The sequence below is a fragment of the Buttiauxella selenatireducens genome, from assembly GCF_031432975.1.
In the GTDB taxonomy this organism is placed as follows: Bacteria; Pseudomonadota; Gammaproteobacteria; order Enterobacterales; family Enterobacteriaceae; genus Buttiauxella; species Buttiauxella selenatireducens.
Genome location: NZ_CP133838.1, coordinates 1977537 through 1994737, shown reverse-complemented (window position 1 = coordinate 1994737; position 17201 = coordinate 1977537). Strand labels below are relative to the sequence as shown.

Genomic DNA, 17201 nt, shown 5'->3' with positions numbered 1-17201 from the left:
ACGGCCCCTTAACGTGGCGATGACGGGATTAACGCATGATGCAGGCAGTGCACCACATGACCATTGTCTAGCGTGTGCGCAGATGGAAGCTCGCGGGCACACGCCTCGGTGGCGTACTGACAGCGGGTGCGGAACACGCAGCCACTGGGGGGATCAATAGGACTGGGAATATCGCCTTTCAGCACAATTCGTGGTTTTTTGTGCGTTGGATCTGGAACGGGGGCGGCGGAAAGCAACGCCTGAGTGTACGGATGACGAGGGTGACGATATACCTCGTGGCACGGCCCTTGTTCCATAATCCGCCCGAGATACATCACAATCACCTCATCGCATAAATACTCCACCACGCTGAGATCATGGGCGATAAACAGCAGCGTAAGCCCCAGCGACTGCTGTAGCTCACTTAACAAGTTGAGTATCTGCGCCTGCACAGAGACATCCAGCGCAGAAACGGGTTCATCCGCGACAATAAAATCAGGCTCCACCGCGATGGCGCGCGCAATACCGATACGCTGCCGCTGCCCGCCTGAAAACTCATGGGGGTAACGTGTGGCGTGTTCCGGTTGTAAGCCCACTCGCATCAGCAACTCTTCAATGCGGGCTGCCCGTTTTTCCCCTTTCGGATAGCCGCAGGTATCCAGCGCTTCGCCGATAATATCGCTGACTTTCATGCGGGGATTCAGGCTGGAATACGGGTCCTGAAAAATGATCTGCATTTTTTGTCGCCAGCGGTTCATCTCTTTTCTGGAGAGTGCGAGCAAATCAACACCATCAAAATGGATCTGCCCGGAAGTCGGTTCAACAAGACGCAACAGAGAGCGCCCGGCGGTAGTTTTCCCGGAGCCGGATTCCCCCACCAGACCCACCGTGCTGCCGCGTTTGATAGTAAAGGAGATGTCATTCACTGCGTAAACGGTGCGCCCCGCTTTGGCAGGAAAGTGCTGGCATAAGTTAACCACCTGCAGCAACGGCTCTGTCATAGCTCATCACTCCTGAGACAACGTGAGAATGCGTACGGCCCGGTCGGGCGCAGTTCTGGCGGGATGCGTGTGCAAACCTCTTTTGCCCTGTCGCAACGAGGTGCGAAGGCACAGCCTTTTGGCAAATTCGCCAGCGAAGGAACGTTGCCTGGAATGGCATACAGTGGCCCCGCAGCACTTTGCTGGCTGCCGGGCATACACGCCAGTAACCCGCGCGTATAGGGGTGATTGGGCTGGCTAAACAGTTGTTCAACAGGAGCCTGTTCCACCACGCGTCCGGCGTACATCACCAGCACGTTTTGCGCGATTTGCGCCACCACCCCGAGGTTATGAGTGATGAAGATAATGCTCATGTTCATTTCGCGTTGCAGGCGCTCTAACAGATCGAGGATTTGCGCCTGAATCGTCACATCGAGAGCTGTCGTTGGTTCGTCAGCTATCAGCAATGAGGGGTTGCAGGCCAAGGCCATGGCGATCATCACCCGCTGGCGCATTCCACCGGACATCGAGTGCGGATAATCATCCAGCCTTGTTGCCGCCGCCGGGATCTCCACCTTTTGTAGAATTTCCAGTGCCTGACGACGAGCCTGCTGTTTAGACATCGGTTGATGAAGCCGGATCATCTCCATGATTTGCTCGCCCACCGTGTACAGTGGGTTCAGGCTGGTCATCGGTTCCTGGAACACCATCGAAATCTCGGCTCCCCGAATTTTGCGAAACTGAGCAGGTGCAAACTCGCTGAGCGTGTGGACCTGCTGCTGGCGGTCGCGGTAGTGGATCTCACCGCCGCTGATACTGCCCGTTTTCCCCAGCAATCCCATAATCGACAAGCTGGTGACCGATTTCCCTGAACCCGACTCCCCCACTACCGCCAACGTTTCCCCCGTTTCAGATCAAAAGTGACACCGTCCACGGGCGTGACCGAGCTGTATTTCGTCTTAAAGCGGGTCTGCAAATTACGCACTGACAAAATGATATCGTCATTCATCGTGCGCACCCGCAGTTGGGGCAACCCTGATGCGCGGTTTCCGGTTGATAGCGCTGCGCATCCCAGGCATTCGAGCCCAGTACCGCAAAGACCGGATCAAAAACCTGTGTTAATGCGCTGGGAATACCTTTTGAATCCTGTACTACCAGATCCGAATCATTAAGTTCATACAGAGTGAAATTGGCTCGCACCCCTGGTTTTAACAGATCGTTATACGGGCGATTGATCGCTTTGCGAGGCGTCACGCTTGAGGCCACAATCACCTCTTCATGCGACATCCCCAATGAAAGCAGTTTGGACATGGTGGTGGGCATATCCCATACCGAACGGCTCATGGAACGGTTGTGAATATCCGTGGAAATGGTGTGTGGTAACAAGCGGTTACTCAGCGCCGCTTTGGCCACATCAAAAGAGAATGAGGCTCCACCATGGCCGACATCCAGAATAATGCCGCGATCGCGGGACTCTTCGACCAGTTGATAAAGATCCTCATCTTCCATAATCGAACCACCGACTTTGCCGTTAAAACAGTGGGTGATAATGTCGCCCTCACCCAATGTACGCAGCACATCGTCATACAGCGGCAGCGGTTCGCCAACATGTACCATTAACGGCAGTTTCAGCACTTTGCCGAGTTTTTTCGCAAGCTTCACGGGCGCAATATCCCAGCCACGGGTGATGGTTCCGCTGGCTCTAACCTTCAGCCCGACTATCAAATCCCGATTCGCTTCCACGGTCGCCACAATGCGATCGATATTGACTGAACTCAGATCGGTTAATTCGCTGACGCGGTTACAGGCCACCAGGCCAATAGACCCCAGATTCAGGAAGGCGAAAATATCTTCATTCGCTTTCTCAATAATCAGCTCGCGCATTCCGTGGAACGTGGCTTCACCCGCAGAACCGGCGTCCACCAGCGTGGTGACCCCACGCGCAAGACCGCAGGTTTCGGGCTTAATCGAAATATCGGTACCGCCGTACCAGATATGGGTGTGCAAATCGGTCCAGCCTGGGGAAATCCAGCGTCCCTGGCCATTAATCTCGCGCAGGCCTGGGGCGGCGGCAATTTCAGCAGCGGCCTGCTTTACCTGGCCATCTGCGCCAATCAAAATATCAAGCGTTCCTGCCGGGCTGACCATCGGTGTCTGTACAAAGCCGATGGGTTTAACTGATTTAATCAGCAGGCCAGAGGATTGAGTCGGGTGGTTTATTGTATTCATCAGATACCTTTCGCAAGTCGTGGATCGAGTAAGTCACGCAGCCCGTCGCCCAGCAGTTGTAGCGAGAGCACCGTCAGCACAATGGCAATGCCAGGAAACAACATGATCCAGCCTGCGGCATCAATGTACTGACGTCCCTGGCTGATCATGGTGCCCCAGGTCGGAATATCCGGAGAGATACCCACGCCGAGAAATGACAAACCTGCTTCGGCGAGAATGGCATTAGCAAAGATAAATGTGCCCTGTACCAGTAGCGGCGAGGTGAGGTTGCGCAGAATATGGCGACGCAAAATAACGTGAGTCGGCACCGCGAGCGCTTTCGCGGCCTCAACATAAGGCAATTCACGTAGTACCAGCGTGGAGGCCCGAATGACTCGCGCCAGGCGTGGGGCATAAACAATCCCCAACGCGATCACCACGTTGGTAGCCGACGGCCCCAAGGCCGCCACCAGCGCAATCGCCAGCAAAATATCCGGGAACGCCATCATGGCGTCGATCAGTCTCGATACGGGTGCATCAAGCCGGCGGAAATATCCCGCCAACAATCCGAGCAAAACACCAAAGCATGAGGCGAACAGCACGACGGCGACGCCCACCAGTAACGAGGTGCGTCCGGCAAATAGCAAACGTGAGAACACATCACGCCCCAATTCGTCGGTACCCAGTAGATGGGTCAAATCCGGTGCCGACAATCGCTGCATAATGGACAATTTGGCTGGATCAAAGGGTGCAATCCACGGCGCAAATGCCGACGAGAAAATCAGGATAACCAGTACGGTGGCGGCAAACGTTGTCACCGGGCGTGACAGTAACTGCCGCAGAAATCCATGCTGGGGCAAATCGACAGAAAGTGACATAGCCATCAGTAACGAACCCTCGGATCAACGACCAGATAGAGCATGTCGATAAGAAAATTCATCAACACATACAGTCCCGAAACCACCAGCAACGTTCCCTGAATCACCGGATAGTCACGGCGCAGTACCGCAGACACCGTCAGGCTACCGACGCCTGGCAGGCCAAACACCGTTTCGGTGACAATCGCCCCTGAAATCAGTAAAGCGGCGGTCAGGCCAATCACGGTTAACACCGGGATCAGCGCGTTTTTGAAGGCGTGATGGACAACGACACGGCATTCCGACATCCCTTTCGCACGGGCTGTACGAACATAATCATCATTGAGTACATCGAGCATACTGGCGCGCGTAAAGCGCATAATCAGCGACGAACACACCGCCCCCAGCGAGGCTGCTGGCAAAATAAGATGCGCAATACGCTCCTGAAACGAGGCGTCTGGCCCACCGTATCCAGACGTATCGAACCAGCCGAGTCGCACCGCGAAGTACTGAATAAAAATCAGTCCAAGCCAGAATGACGGGATACTTGCCGAAAACATGGAAACCGCCGTCGCCAGTTGGTCAAACCACGAATTCCGGTAATAGGCAGAAAGTATTCCTACCGGGATAGCCAGCAACGTGGCGACGGTTAGTGCCATCAGCGTGAGGAAAAAGGTCGGTTCCGCACGCTGTAATAACGCCTCTCCCACCGGAATATTCAGAAATATGGATTCCCCAAGATCGCCATGTGCCAGTCCCGTCAGGTATTGAATAAACTGTGAAAAGAGCGGCAGATTCAGCCCCAGGCGCTCGCGCAGTGCAGCGATATCCGCAGGCAGTGCATCAGGCCCGAGCATAACGGCGGCCGGATCGCCAGGCGTGACGCGCACAATGATAAACACGATGGTCATCACCAGCAGCATCACCACGGCCATGCCGAAAAACCGGTTTAGCGTTGAACGTAACATCGGTGACTCCCGTAATTATTTAGCCAGCCAGGCATTCCAGAAATAGGGCCATGGCGCAGGCGTCACCCCTTGCAGCACAGGTGCCTGGGCCGAAAGAGAGTTAAAGTTTCCGACTTTGTAAATCGGGACTTCTTCATTGATGACTGTCTGAACGTTGGCCCACAATGCCACGCGTTTTGTGGCGTCGGTTTCACTGTTAAACGCCGTTAGCGCCGCGTGCTTTTTGTCACTCGTCCACCAGCCAGGTGAAGTATCAGACATCACACCACTGAGCGAAGGATCGGGGAGGAACGGGCTGTGGCTGATGTAAATATCCCATTTCTCTGGGTTAGCACGATTCTGGGTTAACGAGGCCCACTCCTGGACATCGAGTTTCACTTTGAAGCCCGCAGCCTCCAGATAAGCCTGAGCTACCTGCGCCATCTTGTAATGAAACTCGTACTGGCGGCTGGTCAAAATGCGTAGTGTCTGGCCCTGATAATTCGCCTCGCGCAGCAGGCTTTGTGCTTTTGCCATGTCGCCTGCGGGTTTATAAGCTTCAGTACCCGCTTCGGTATGCCAGATATTCCCTTTGGGATACATCGCACCATCAACTTCAAAAAACTCAGGTGAACCAAAGGCGGCGGCCAACATGTCCTGCGGGACCAGTGCGGCCTGGATGGCCTGGCGGATCTTCAGATTTGCCGTCACGCCTTGTTTGGTATTCATCACAAAGACTGGCCAGCCCATCGGTTTGAGCACCACCGGGCGGTCTTTACCTGATTTAATACGGTTAAACGACTCAACCGGGAGCGAATCCACATAGCTGAACTGTCCGGATACCGCGCCTTCAATGCGAGTATTCGGGTCCGGCACAGGCACAAAACGGATCTCATCGAGATACTGTTTGCGTGCACCGCCATATCCCTGTGGTTCCCCTTCCCGGCCGTGATAGCCGTCATAGCGCACCAGTTGAATATATTGATCGGGTTTATGGGCTTTCAGCTGATAAGGACCCGTGCCGGTGAACGTGGTGAGTGGGTTTTGCTTCGCCTCAGCCTGCGGCAAAATTACCGCGGCGGAGTTGTTCAATGAGAGCAGTGCAAGCAATGGCGCATACGGGGTTTTGAGCGTGATTTTGACGCTATTTTCATCCGGTGCGCTGATATCAGTAATCAGCGTCGCGGTTTGTCGGCCCCGACTGGCAATACTTTCCCAGCGCTGTAAAGACGCCACCACGTCTTGCGCGGTCATTGGTGAACCATCGTGGAAAGTGACACCTTTGCGCAGGGGGATCAGGTAAGTTTTACCCTCATCGCTTATTGTCGGCAGCGCATCGGCGAGCAGTGGAACAATTTGCCACCTGGCATCAAAGGTGTAGAGGGTTTCAAAGATATGTTGGGAAATAGTCCCCACGAGATCCGTCGTCGACGCCATCGGATCGAGCGTCGGTGGCTCACCGATTATCGCGACATTAATCACCCCTCCTTTTTCCGGCATCGGGGTTGGAGCAGCAACGGCGCTCATCGAGGTGGTGATAAACAGAGATAACAAAGCCAATTTTGCAAGCATAGTGATCGTTCGCCTTATTTCGTAATAAAGGAATATATTTCTCTTTTACGTTATAGCGATTTCAAAACACCATATGCTGCTTTTCTGGTCAAACGCTTTTGCCAGTCAACCTGAATATTTGGGATTTGTTTCACAATTGTGAATTTTTGTGTTGGTTTTTTGTTAACTTGAAGTGGGCGCTCAAATGATGAGATTGGCAAAGGTCGTCCCAGTCAGAGCCAAATTTAAAAAGCCTGCTGAGTTTCCTGAGCAGGCTTTTTGGTTATCTTACGTTGCCGTTTAATTTTCTGACCGGGTAAAAATTACTCCCATACCCGTTCCGCTTTCGCTCCGTCGAACTGCGGTGGCGGCTTGCGAAAACGCCCCGTGAGCCAGCCCAGGTACACAAGTCCGACTGCCGCCCAAACCAGACCCAGCGTCAATGACGTCTGTTCAAGGTTGATCCACAGCACCGCCACCGTCGCCGCGCCAATCAGCGGCATAATCAGATAGTTGAGTTTATCTTTCCAGGTCTTATTGCGGCCTTCCCGACGCCAGAAGTGGTTGAATACTGAAAGGTTCACAAACGTAAACGCCACCAGCGCACCAAAGTTAATTAATGCTGTAGCGGTCACCAGGTCGAAGAACAGCGCCGACAGAGACACGATGCCAACCATCACCACATTTAGCGCTGGCGTGCGCCATTTCGGGTGTACGTAACCGAAGTATTTTTCCGGGAAGACGTTGTCACGCCCCATCACATACAACAGACGTGAAACACTGGCGTGTGACGCCAGCCCGGAAGCCAGTGTATTGACGAAGGTCGTACACAGGAAGATCGACTGGAACAACTTGCCACCCACGTACAATGCAATTTCCGGTAGCGCCGCATCTGGATTTTTAAAGCGACTGATATCCGGGAAGAACAACTGCATAAAGAACGAAGCCGCAATAAAGATAATCCCGCCATAGACGGCAGTCAGGAAGATAGCTTTTGGAATGGTGCGAGCCGCATCCGGAGTCTCTTCCGAAAGTGTCGTGACCGCATCAAAACCCAGGAACGAGAAGCAGACTATCGTGGCTCCGGTGATTATCGGAATCAAATGCGCGTTCTGGCTGATAAAAGGTTGTAACGTCCAGACGGTTCCCACGCCCTCCCCTTTATGAAGCCCTTGCACCACCAGGATGATAAACACCACCATGATACAAACCTGAACCAGTACAAACAGCGTGTTAAAGTTTGCCACCAAATTCACGCTTTTCAGGTTTGCTACCGTGAGAATGACCACAAAGCCGATGACCCAGATCCACGGTGGAACCTCAGGGAATAGTGCGGACAGGTAAATTTTTGCCAGCAGCACGTTGATCATCGGGAGGAAAAGATAATCCAGTAGCGACGACCAGCCCACCATAAAACCAACATGTGGGCTTATAGATTTTTGCGCGTAGGTATAGGCGGAGCCTGCTTGCGGAAACTGGCGAACCAGTTTTCCGTAGCTCACAGCGGTAAACAACACGCCTGCCAGGGCAAGAATATAAGAAGCCGGCACATGCCCATTGCTGATACCCGAGACAATGCCGAAGGTGTCAAACACGGACATCGGCGTGAGATAGGCCAGGCCCATCACCACCACTTGCCACAGTTTTAAAGATTTACGCAGTTGCGGTTTACCCGCTTGTGATGGAACCTCGACAGGTGAGTTAGTCGCCATGATGAAGTCCCCCCATGCGTGTACAGGTTTGCGATAGTAACGATGTGACTGCAAACCTGCTTAGCCTGGGGGTAGGAAATGAATCGCGGGGTAATAACGTCGGGCAATGAACGGTAACCGGTCCGTCATAATCAATGCGGCAGCGGCATTCGCCTTCGCCATGCGGGTATTTGAACATCTGCATCATCTCATTTCCTCGTCATACACACTGTCGTTTAACTGAAGACCCGTTACCGCCTGTTATCCATTACGCGGCTACGGGGAATGGCAGGTTGCCCTGCAAATGTCCAGTCAGGCTCCGCTCAGACTGTATACCCGTCATACTTCAGGCTGCTTAGGCTTCCGGAGAAACGGGGTATCACGCGTTTTTCAGCATCCACTCAATTTCAGTTTCTGTGATCAAACGCTCAAACTGAATCAACTCATCGTTCTTACAGGCGTGGAACACATGACTGAAGCGCTCGCCCATCAGTTCGCGCAGGCTATCGTTTTGCATGAACTCCCACAGTGCATCACTCTGGCGAATCGGGAACGGCAGCCCTTCTTGCTCAAGCCCATTACCTTCCACTTCTTCATGCAGCGGCAAATCGTTATTAAGACCATGCAAAATGCCCGCGAGGATGGATGCCATTACCAGATAAGGGTTGGCATCTGCACCTGCAACGCGGTACTCGACACGGTGATTGTCACGATCGCCACAAGGGATGCGCAGTGCAACAGTACGGTTGTTATGCCCCCATGAAGCCTGAGTTGGCACATACATACCGGGCTGGAAACGACGGTAGGAGTTTACGTTTGGCGCTAACAACGCCATAGATGCAGGCATCAGGTCTATCATCCCGGCAAGAATTTTCTTGAGCAGGGCTGAATCTTCGCCATCGGCGTCCGCCAGCACGTTCTCACCTTTCGCATTCAGGATGCTGATATGAATGTGCATCCCGCTGCCGGCGTGCTCTTCATACGGTTTCGCCATAAAAGTGGCGTGCATTTTGTGTTTTTCCGCCACCGTGCGCACCAGGCGTTTTAACGCCAGCGCATCGTCGCAGGCATCAAGCACGTTATCGGTGTGATGCAGGTTAATTTCGAACTGACCTGGAGATGCTTCGGCTACCGCACCATCAGCCGGAATCAATTGCAGGCACGCCAGATCGTCGATATCGGTCAATACATCGGCGAAATGGTTAAGGTTATCAACGGAGTAAACCTGGCTCTGAGTGTTACGGTCATTGGTGCCCGGCGCGCACGGCGGCTGCAAATACCCTTCGGTGTCACGTTGACGGTCAAGTAAATAGAACTCCAGCTCTACCGCTACCACGGGGAACAGACCGCGCTGGCGCAATTGCTGCCAGAGTCGGTTAAGCACGTTCCGCGGCTCAACGTCAAAGGGAGCGCCATCTTCATCAAGCATCGTTAGCTGCACCTGACCGATAAATTCCGGGTCCGCCGCTGACGGGGTTAAGGTACCCAGCACCGGTACACAGTTGTGATCCGGTTCACCTAATTCCTGGCCCAGCCCGGCTTCTTCAACCACATTGCCAAGAATATCCATCGCGAAAACAGAGGCTGGGAAGTAGCAGCCCTTCTCTATTTTACGCAGGCTGGAAACCGGAATGCGCTTTCCGCGGAAGCAACCGTTCAGGTCAGTGAGCAAAACATCAACATATTGGGTATTTGGATAGCGTTCGAGATACGTCTTTACTTCACGGGCAAACGCGCTACTTCGTCTTTCTTCGGAATGCTGAACAAAATTCTCAACTTCTACGATATTGGTTTCCATGATTTACCACCGTTTCTTTGGATGCCAGTCGCTGATCCCGACCGTTAAATATAATGTCCACTTTTCGACAATGGCTCCATTTTAAATGTTTGTCAAATGTTAACGTGAGTTTGCAAATAGGTTATCACGCTGCTAGATTGAAAATATATTGAACGATATTGAGCAAAAAAGAGTAATACGGGTTAGTTTGGCAATAATTTAGTCCAGAATGTGAGGTCGATCATGGGCAATATATTTGACAAGCCGGTTATCGGTGTAGTGATGTGCAGGAACAGGCTTAAGGGTCACCAGACCCAGACGTTGCAAGAAAAGTACCTTAATGCCGTATTAAATGCCGGCGGTTTGCCGATTGCTCTGCCACATGCGCTGGCGGAGCCGGAACTCCTGAATGCTTTGCTGCCCAAACTCGATGGCATCTTCCTGCCAGGCAGCCCCAGTAACGTGCAGCCGCACCTGTATGGTGAAAACGGCGATGAGCCTGACGCCGATCCCGGGCGTGACGAACTGAGCCTGGCGTTAATTAACGCGGGTCTGGAAAGGCGCATCCCCATTTTCGCCATCTGTCGTGGATTGCAGGAACTTGTTGTTGCAACGGGAGGGACTCTGTATCGTCGCCTGTGCGATCAACCAGAGTTTTTGGAACACCGTGAAGATCCAGAGCTTTCGGTGGAGCAACAGTACGCTCCATCTCATGAAGTCCAGGTTCAGCAAGGAGGATTGCTTTCAAAGCTAATACCGGGTTGCAACACGTTTTGGGTGAACTCGTTACATGGACAAGGCGCGAAAACACTGGGCCCATTGCTGCGCGTGGAAGCACGCTCACAGGATGGTCTGGTTGAAGCGGCCAGTATTCACGATCACCCGTTCGCTCTGGGTGTGCAATGGCATCCTGAATGGAACAGTAGCGAATACGCGCTGTCGCGTATGTTGCTTGAAGGTTTTATCACCGCTTGTCAGAACCATCTCGCTGAAAAGCAGCGGCTCTGACCACTACTGTTAAGGAAAAGCAACTATGAGCGATGACGGCCTGGCGCCGGGTAAACGTTTGTCAGAGATCCGCCAACAATTGGGGCTTTCACAACGTCGTGCCGCCGAACTGTCTGGATTAACGCATAGCGCCATCAGCACCATAGAACAGGACAAAGTGAGTCCTGCTATCAGTTCGCTGCAAAAGCTGCTGAAAGTTTATGGGCTGTCGCTCTCCGAGTTCTTCGCAGAACCGGAAAAACCTGATGAGCCGCAGGTGATTATTAATCAGGATGACCTGATTGAGATCGGCAGTCAGGGTGTGTCAATGAAGCTAGTACATAACGGAAACCCGAACCGTACACTGGCCATGATCTTCGAGACTTACCCACCGGGAACAACAACCGGTGAGAGGATCAAACACCAGGGTGAGGAAATAGGCACGATACTGGAAGGTGAAGTGATACTGACCGTTAACGGGCAGACATATCACCTCGTTGCAGGGCAAAGTTATGCCATTAATACCGGCATACCTCACAGCTTCAGCAACACCTCGGCAGGCATCTGCCGCATTATCAGTGCTCATACCCCCACCACGTTCTGATTTCTATACCCTGATTTAATCGGCCTGAGTTGCTCAGGCCACCTTAATACGATGCTTTTTTACAGGATTTATTTCCTGGGGCATCTTGCAGCCAGATTATGACGACTGCAAGCTGGGAAAACCGATTATCTTATTGAGTTATAAGGAGTTGGCATGGACTTTCAGAATCTGAACTACTGGCAGGAAAAAGTGAAAAATATCGCGATAGAAACCCGTTTGTTTATTAACGGTGAATATTGTCCGACTCAGGATAATAGTACCTTCGATATTTTCGACCCGGCAGCACAACACACACTGGCACAGGTTGCGCGGGGTAAAAAAGCCGATGTCGATCTTGCCGTTCGCTCGGCACGTGACGTTTTCGAGCGCGGCGACTGGTCGCAGGCCTCGCCCGCCAAACGTAAAGCCGTATTAAATAAGCTGGCAGATTTAATGGAACAGCATCACGAGGAACTGGCGCTGCTGGAGACACTGGATACCGGCAAGCCTATTCGCCATAGCCTGCGTGATGATATTCCCGGTAGTGCCCGCGCCATCCGCTGGTACGCCGAAGCAATTGATAAAGTTTACGGTGAAGTCGCCACCACGGGGGTGAATGATTTAGCGCTGATCGTCCGTGAACCTGTGGGTGTTATTGCCGCCGTCGTGCCGTGGAACTTCCCATTACTGCTGGCCTGCTGGAAACTTGGCCCGGCGCTGGCTGCGGGTAACAGCGTTATCCTCAAACCTTCCGAAAAATCCCCTTTGACCGCCATTCGCCTGGCGCAACTGGCGAAAGAAGCCGGTTTGCCCGACGGCGTGTTTAACGTCATCCCAGGATTTGGCCACGAAGCCGGCCAGGCGTTGTCCCTGCATCCGGATGTAGACGTTATCACCTTTACAGGTTCTACCCGCACCGGTAAGCAACTGCTGAAAGACGCGGGCGATAGCAACATGAAACGTGTCTGGCTGGAAGCCGGTGGTAAAAGTGCCAATATCGTGTTTGCCGACTGCCCGGATTTAGCAAAAGCCGCCGCCACGGCTGCTGCGGGTATTTTCTACAATCAGGGCCAGGTGTGTATCGCCGGGACGCGCCTGTTGCTGGAAGAAAGTATTGCCGATGAGTTTATCGAACTCCTGAAAGAGCAGGCAAAAAACTGGCAGCCAGGCAACCCGCTCGACCCGAATACCACCATGGGTACGCTGATTGATAACGCCCACGCTGATACCGTACACAGTTTTATTCGCAACGGCGAAACCGAGGGAAAACTGGCGCTGGATGGCCGGAGCGCTCAACACCCTGCCGCGATTGGCCCGACGATTTTCCTCGATACCAACCCAACTGCCAGCGTAAGTCGTGATGAAATCTTCGGGCCGGTTCTGGTCATCACCCGCTTCACCTCCGAGGCACAGGCACTGGAAATCGCCAACGACAGCGATTATGGCCTCGGAGCCGCCGTATGGACTCGCGATCTGTCGCGGGCGCACCGCATGAGCCGTCGCCTGAAAGCAGGCTCCGTTTTCGTCAATAACTATAACGATGGCGATATGACGGTGCCGTTTGGCGGTTACAAACAAAGCGGTAACGGGCGAGATAAGTCTTTGCACGCATTAGAAAAATTTAGCGAATTGAAAACCATCTGGATTTCACTGGAGCCTTAATCATGACTGAACATACCAGCAGTTATTACGCGGCAAGCGCCAATCAGTACGAACCTTTCCCGCAGCTTTCGGAATCCGTCACTTGTGACGTGTGTGTGGTCGGCGGCGGTTACACAGGGCTGTCTTCGGCGCTGCATCTGTCTGAAATGGGTTACGACGTGGTGCTGCTCGAAGCCGCGCGCATCGGCTTCGGTGCCAGCGGACGCAACGGCGGTCAGTTAGTTAACTCTTATAGCCGCGACATCGATGTCATTGAGCGCACTTATGGCGCTGACGCGGCAAAAATGCTCGGCAGCATGATGTTCGAAGGTGGCGAAATTATTCGTGAACGCATCAAACGCTACCAGATTGATTGCGACTATCGCCCGGGCGGCCTGTTTGTGGCCATGAACCATAAGCAGTTGGAAAAACTGGAAGAGCAAAAAGCCAACTGGGAGCGCTACGGCAACACCCATCTGGAGTTGCTGGATGCTAACGAGTTGAAACGTGAAGTGAATAGCGACAGATACGTCGGCGCACTGCTCGATCACAGCGGCGGCCATATTCATCCGCTGAATCTGGCGATTGGCGAAGCGAACGCCATCCGTCTGAACGGTGGCCGGGTGTTTGAGCAATCACCGGTGACTAACATTCAGCATACCAGCCCGGCGGTGGTGAATACGGCTAAAGGCAAAGTGACGGCGAAATATGTGATTGTGGCGGGGAACGCCTATCTGGGCGATAAAGTGGAGCCGGAACTGGCGAAACGCAGCATGCCATGTGGTACGCAAGTATTGACCACTGAACCGCTGAGCGATGAAGTTGCGCGTTCGCTTATCCCAAATAATTACTGCGTGGAGGACTGCAACTATCTGCTGGATTACTACCGTCTGACCGCAGATAACCGTCTGCTATACGGTGGCGGTGTGGTGTACGGCGCACGCGATCCGGCAGACATTGAGCGTCTGGTGATGCCAAATCTGCTGAAGACCTTCCCGCAGCTGAAAGGGGTGAAAATTGACTACAGTTGGACCGGTAACTTCCTGCTGACGCTGTCGCGCCTGCCACAGGTTGGACGTCTGGATAACAATATTTATTACAGTCAGGGTTGCAGCGGCCATGGTGTCACCTATACCCATCTGGCGGGCCGTCTGATAGCCGAATTGCTGCGCGGCGATGCAGAACGCTTCAATGCCTTTGCGAATCTGCCGCACTACCCGTTCCCGGGTGGCCGCACTTTCCGCATTCCATTTACCGCTATGGGGGCGGCTTACTACAGCCTGCGCGACCGCCTTGGGGTATAAAATAAACAGGGGTCACAGGCGTTAGTGAGTGACCCAACAACCGATACCTATCACGCAAAGGCTACTGGCAAAGGCGATCCCAGCCAGAGAAGCCAAATTCGAAAGCCCGATTAAGGAAACTTAAGCGGGCTTTTTTGTTTGCGTGGATTTAACTGTTTTATCCCCCTTCAACTCAGCAACAGAAATGACTCCCGTACCTGTTGAAGTCGATTCACCAGTTCAGCGAGACTGCCCGCCTGCATTTTTTCCATCACTCTGGCGCGGTGCACCTCCACCGTTCGTACCGCAATGTTCATTGCGTTGGCAATCTCCCGGTTGATTAACCCGTTTGCCACCAGCCCGGCTAACTCTCGCTCTTTCGGCGTGAGTTGCTGATAACAAGCGACAATCTTTTGTCTATCGAACGTCTGCGCAGAAACGAGCAACGCACGTTCCAGCGCAACCTGAAGCGGTTTTGCAGAAACGGGCTTTTGCAGAAAATCTATCGCTCCGCGTTTCATCTGCTCCACAGCCATTGGGACATCACCATGACCGGTGAGGAATACCACCGCCAGCGTACTGCCGAGTTGCAACATTTCCTCATGCACGGCCTGACCATCCATACCCGGCATGCGCATATCCAACAACAAGACTCCCGTCTGGTACAGGTCAGCCTGAGACAGAAACTTCGCCCCTTCATTCCAGCAGCAAACCTCATACCCCAGGCTTTCAAGCAAAAATGCGCAGGCCTGAGTTACCGCCACATCGTCATCCAGTAAATGAATTCTCGCCATCGCGTTTTTGCTCCTCCCTGCGCGAAAAATCTAACATTACAGCCACACCCATTTGGCCGTCTGCGGCCCGTTGATTCTTGATAGTGATTTCTCCCAGGCCATAACGAACCAGACGCTGACAAATCACCAACCCCAGCCCCATTCCCTCATCGCGGGTCGTCATAAAGGGTTGGAAAACCTGACGTAATAACTCGTCATCCATCCCTCCGGCATTATCCTGTAAGGTGATTCGCGCCCCCTCGTCTTTATGCTCCACCACAATCCACACCTTTTTTGCACCTGCCTGTGCCGCATTCAGGATAAGGTTCGCCAACACCTGTTCAAGCAGAACTGGCGGCAAATTCAGGGTCTGCCTTGCATCCACGTCCAACTCCAGCGTTACCGCCGGAAAGTGCTGCGCCATGCGCAATAATTGCCAGACGTGCAAAATAGCGTCACGAATATTGACGCATCGCCACTCTTCCGTCATGACCGGGTTACCTTGCGCCTGGCTGACCCAATGGCGCAGATTTCGCAGTGTGTCGCCCCCTCGCTGGGCCTGACTGGCAATTTCTTTCAGCGCCGTCTGTAGCGGGTGGTGTTCATTCTGAGATTCAAGGCGGATCAGACATCCCTCGGCATAATGGCGAATAGCAGAAAGCGGTTGATTCAGTTCGTGGGCAAAACCGGAGGTCATCTCCCCCAACACGCTCATTTGCCTTGCCGTTTCCAGCGCCTGCTCCTGCTGACGAAGCTGAACATTATTACGCTCTATCTGCTGACCGCGCCGCCGTACCAGTAGCATGACCCAGATATAATTTAGCGTGAGCATGAGCAGAACCAGCGCCACTCCGCCCATCACCCATTGATGTTGTATCAGCCAGCTTTTGATATCCAACCACAAGCGCCGCTGCTGTGGATGCTGACGCACGTCATGTAACAACGTTTCGACCTGGCTTGTAGAAGCCGGAGCCCCCCAATGAAAAGGCGAGTCCTGCGGTGTATTGAATAAAACTTTCGTGACGCGATCCGCCAGTTCATCACTGACACTCGGCAATGCCGCAAATGACCAGTTGGGATAAAGCGGCGTACTGGTTAAGCAGGGAATTGAGGATGGATGGTTTAACACCGCGACAAAATCTTCTTTATGGACCAGCCCCTCTTCATCCATATTTTCTAGCAGGCATACCGGTACAATCACCGCCTGAACGGCTTTTTCGCGTAACAAATACAGCAGCGCATCAGCCGGGAACCCCGTGAAACGCAAATTCAAGTCCCGCTCCGGACGAATGCCGTTATCACTCAGCGCCTTATACCCCAGCAAATAGCCGCCAAAAGCCTGCGCATCAATCGCGCCTACGGTTTTGCCGATCAGATCGTGTACGTTTTCGATCCCACTGTCGCGCCGGGTCAGGATAACACTGCCGATAACATTGCTCGCAGCCTGGCCACCGCGACCAGAACGCAAAGAAGCCAGCCAACGCAGCGGTGAATGGCTGTTCAGTTGCACAAACTGCGCCGGATTGGTCACCACGAACTGTACCGTTTTGCGGTTAACCGCTTCCTGCATTTGATGCAGATCCAGCGCCTGGATATGGAACTGCTCGCCGGGTATTTGTTGATTGAGCAATCTCTCTAACGGTTGCCAGTGGCTGCGCGTCAACACCTCTCCACGCATCGCCAGAATGCCAATATTCCACGTCTGCGCCCATGCCACACCGCTCATCATGACCGCTGACATCAATAATGCCAGGCATCTCATTTGTATGCCGTTCACCGAAATATCCTTGTTGATTATGTTTTAGATCAACAACAAGCCGGGTATGTGGTTAACCACAATAGAGCCGCCCCTCCATGATTTTTACACTGTAAATCATAGACATTTTTTATACATCACTAGTCAGTCAATGACGTGACCAATGTTTTGTTGTTGCATCACGACGG

13 protein-coding genes and 1 pseudogene are annotated in these 17201 nt (G+C 53.1%); 4 read left to right on the top strand and 10 right to left on the bottom strand.

Going from position 1 to position 17201, the window contains the following annotated elements:
- Nucleotides 1–8 precede the first annotated feature (8 nt).
- From RHD99_RS09210 to RHD99_RS09175, 8 genes and pseudogenes are all read right to left on the bottom strand, one after another.
- Entirely contained in the window at nucleotides 9–980 is a 972-nt protein-coding gene (locus RHD99_RS09210) for an ABC transporter ATP-binding protein (RefSeq protein ID WP_309878521.1), read from the bottom strand.
- Nucleotides 977–1968: pseudogene (locus tag RHD99_RS09205) on the bottom strand (ABC transporter ATP-binding protein). The gene RHD99_RS09210 and the pseudogene RHD99_RS09205 overlap by 4 nt, the downstream one beginning before the upstream one ends.
- Nucleotides 1965–3188, bottom strand: a complete 1224-nt coding sequence (locus RHD99_RS09200; protein ID WP_309878520.1) for an amidohydrolase/deacetylase family metallohydrolase — start codon at nucleotides 3186–3188, stop codon at nucleotides 1965–1967. Before RHD99_RS09200 ends, RHD99_RS09205 begins: the two are co-directional and overlap by 4 nt.
- Nucleotides 3188–4051 (bottom strand): ABC transporter permease, encoded by an 864-nt coding sequence (locus tag RHD99_RS09195; protein WP_309878518.1) that lies wholly within the window; start codon nucleotides 4049–4051, stop codon nucleotides 3188–3190. The genes RHD99_RS09200 and RHD99_RS09195 overlap by 1 nt, the downstream gene beginning before the upstream one ends.
- Complete coding sequence (locus RHD99_RS09190; RefSeq protein ID WP_309878517.1) at nucleotides 4051–4992, bottom strand: ABC transporter permease; 942 nt, start codon at nucleotides 4990–4992, stop codon at nucleotides 4051–4053. The genes RHD99_RS09195 and RHD99_RS09190 overlap by 1 nt, the downstream gene beginning before the upstream one ends.
- 15 nt (nucleotides 4993–5007) lie before the next feature.
- Entirely contained in the window at nucleotides 5008–6543 is a 1536-nt protein-coding gene (locus tag RHD99_RS09185; protein WP_309878516.1) for an ABC transporter substrate-binding protein, read from the bottom strand.
- A gap of 302 nt (nucleotides 6544–6845) precedes the next feature.
- Nucleotides 6846–8234, bottom strand: a complete 1389-nt coding sequence (locus RHD99_RS09180; RefSeq protein ID WP_309878515.1) for an APC family permease — start codon at nucleotides 8232–8234, stop codon at nucleotides 6846–6848.
- A gap of 358 nt (nucleotides 8235–8592) precedes the next feature.
- Nucleotides 8593–10011, bottom strand: coding sequence for a glutamine synthetase family protein (locus RHD99_RS09175; RefSeq protein WP_309878514.1), 1419 nt, complete (start codon nucleotides 10009–10011; stop codon nucleotides 8593–8595).
- Nucleotides 10012–10233: 222 nt separating this feature from the next.
- Here RHD99_RS09175 and puuD point away from each other — a divergent pair, with 222 nt between their 5' ends.
- The 4 genes from puuD to RHD99_RS09155 all read left to right on the top strand — a co-directional run bounded on the left by puuD (nucleotide 10234) and on the right by RHD99_RS09155 (nucleotide 14505).
- A complete protein-coding gene (puuD, locus tag RHD99_RS09170) occupies nucleotides 10234–10998 on the top strand; it encodes a gamma-glutamyl-gamma-aminobutyrate hydrolase (protein ID WP_183269675.1) in 765 nt (254 codons plus the stop codon).
- 25 nt (nucleotides 10999–11023) lie between these two features.
- The gene (gene puuR / locus RHD99_RS09165; protein ID WP_270144688.1) at nucleotides 11024–11581 is read left to right on the top strand and encodes an HTH-type transcriptional regulator PuuR; all 558 of its coding nucleotides are present in this window, start codon (nucleotides 11024–11026) and stop codon (nucleotides 11579–11581) included.
- A gap of 153 nt (nucleotides 11582–11734) precedes the next feature.
- Nucleotides 11735–13222: an aldehyde dehydrogenase PuuC gene (gene puuC, locus RHD99_RS09160; RefSeq protein WP_309878512.1), complete on the top strand. Its 1488-nt coding sequence runs from the start codon at nucleotides 11735–11737 to the stop codon at nucleotides 13220–13222.
- A 2-nt stretch (nucleotides 13223–13224) separates the two neighbouring features.
- Nucleotides 13225–14505 carry an NAD(P)/FAD-dependent oxidoreductase gene (locus RHD99_RS09155; RefSeq protein ID WP_309878511.1) on the top strand — a complete coding sequence of 427 codons (1281 nt, stop codon included), beginning with the start codon at nucleotides 13225–13227 and terminating at the stop codon, nucleotides 14503–14505.
- A gap of 167 nt (nucleotides 14506–14672) precedes the next feature.
- On the opposite strand, the gene ttrR is transcribed toward RHD99_RS09155, so the two are convergent.
- Nucleotides 14673–15278 carry a tetrathionate respiration response regulator TtrR gene (ttrR, locus tag RHD99_RS09150; protein WP_309878510.1) on the bottom strand — a complete coding sequence of 202 codons (606 nt, stop codon included), beginning with the start codon at nucleotides 15276–15278 and terminating at the stop codon, nucleotides 14673–14675.
- Nucleotides 15253–17019, bottom strand: a complete 1767-nt coding sequence (gene ttrS / locus RHD99_RS09145) for a tetrathionate respiration histidine kinase TtrS (RefSeq protein WP_374708480.1) — start codon at nucleotides 17017–17019, stop codon at nucleotides 15253–15255. The genes ttrR and ttrS overlap by 26 nt, the downstream gene beginning before the upstream one ends.
- Nucleotides 17020–17201 lie beyond the last annotated feature (182 nt).

Bases quoted from the DNA above. Each gene is read 5' to 3' on its own strand.
- RHD99_RS09210 (WP_309878521.1), bottom strand. From the start codon at position 980: ATGACAGAGCCGTTGCTGCAGGTGGTTAACTTATGCCAGCACTTTCCT.
- RHD99_RS09200 (WP_309878520.1), bottom strand. From the start codon at position 3,188: ATGAATACAATAAACCACCCGACTCAATCCTCTGGCCTGCTGATTAAA.
- RHD99_RS09195 (WP_309878518.1), bottom strand. From the start codon at position 4,051: ATGGCTATGTCACTTTCTGTCGATTTGCCCCAGCATGGATTTCTGCGG.
- RHD99_RS09190 (WP_309878517.1), bottom strand. From the start codon at position 4,992: ATGTTACGTTCAACGCTAAACCGGTTTTTCGGCATGGCCGTGGTGATG.
- RHD99_RS09185 (WP_309878516.1), bottom strand. From the start codon at position 6,543: ATGCTTGCAAAATTGGCTTTGTTATCTCTGTTTATCACCACCTCGATG.
- RHD99_RS09180 (WP_309878515.1), bottom strand. From the start codon at position 8,234: ATGGCGACTAACTCACCTGTCGAGGTTCCATCACAAGCGGGTAAACCG.
- RHD99_RS09175 (WP_309878514.1), bottom strand. From the start codon at position 10,011: ATGGAAACCAATATCGTAGAAGTTGAGAATTTTGTTCAGCATTCCGAA.
- puuD (WP_183269675.1), top strand. From the start codon at position 10,234: ATGGGCAATATATTTGACAAGCCGGTTATCGGTGTAGTGATGTGCAGG.
- puuR (WP_270144688.1), top strand. From the start codon at position 11,024: ATGAGCGATGACGGCCTGGCGCCGGGTAAACGTTTGTCAGAGATCCGC.
- puuC (WP_309878512.1), top strand. From the start codon at position 11,735: ATGGACTTTCAGAATCTGAACTACTGGCAGGAAAAAGTGAAAAATATC.
- RHD99_RS09155 (WP_309878511.1), top strand. From the start codon at position 13,225: ATGACTGAACATACCAGCAGTTATTACGCGGCAAGCGCCAATCAGTAC.
- ttrR (WP_309878510.1), bottom strand. From the start codon at position 15,278: ATGGCGAGAATTCATTTACTGGATGACGATGTGGCGGTAACTCAGGCC.
- ttrS (WP_374708480.1), bottom strand. From the start codon at position 17,019: ATGAGATGCCTGGCATTATTGATGTCAGCGGTCATGATGAGCGGTGTG.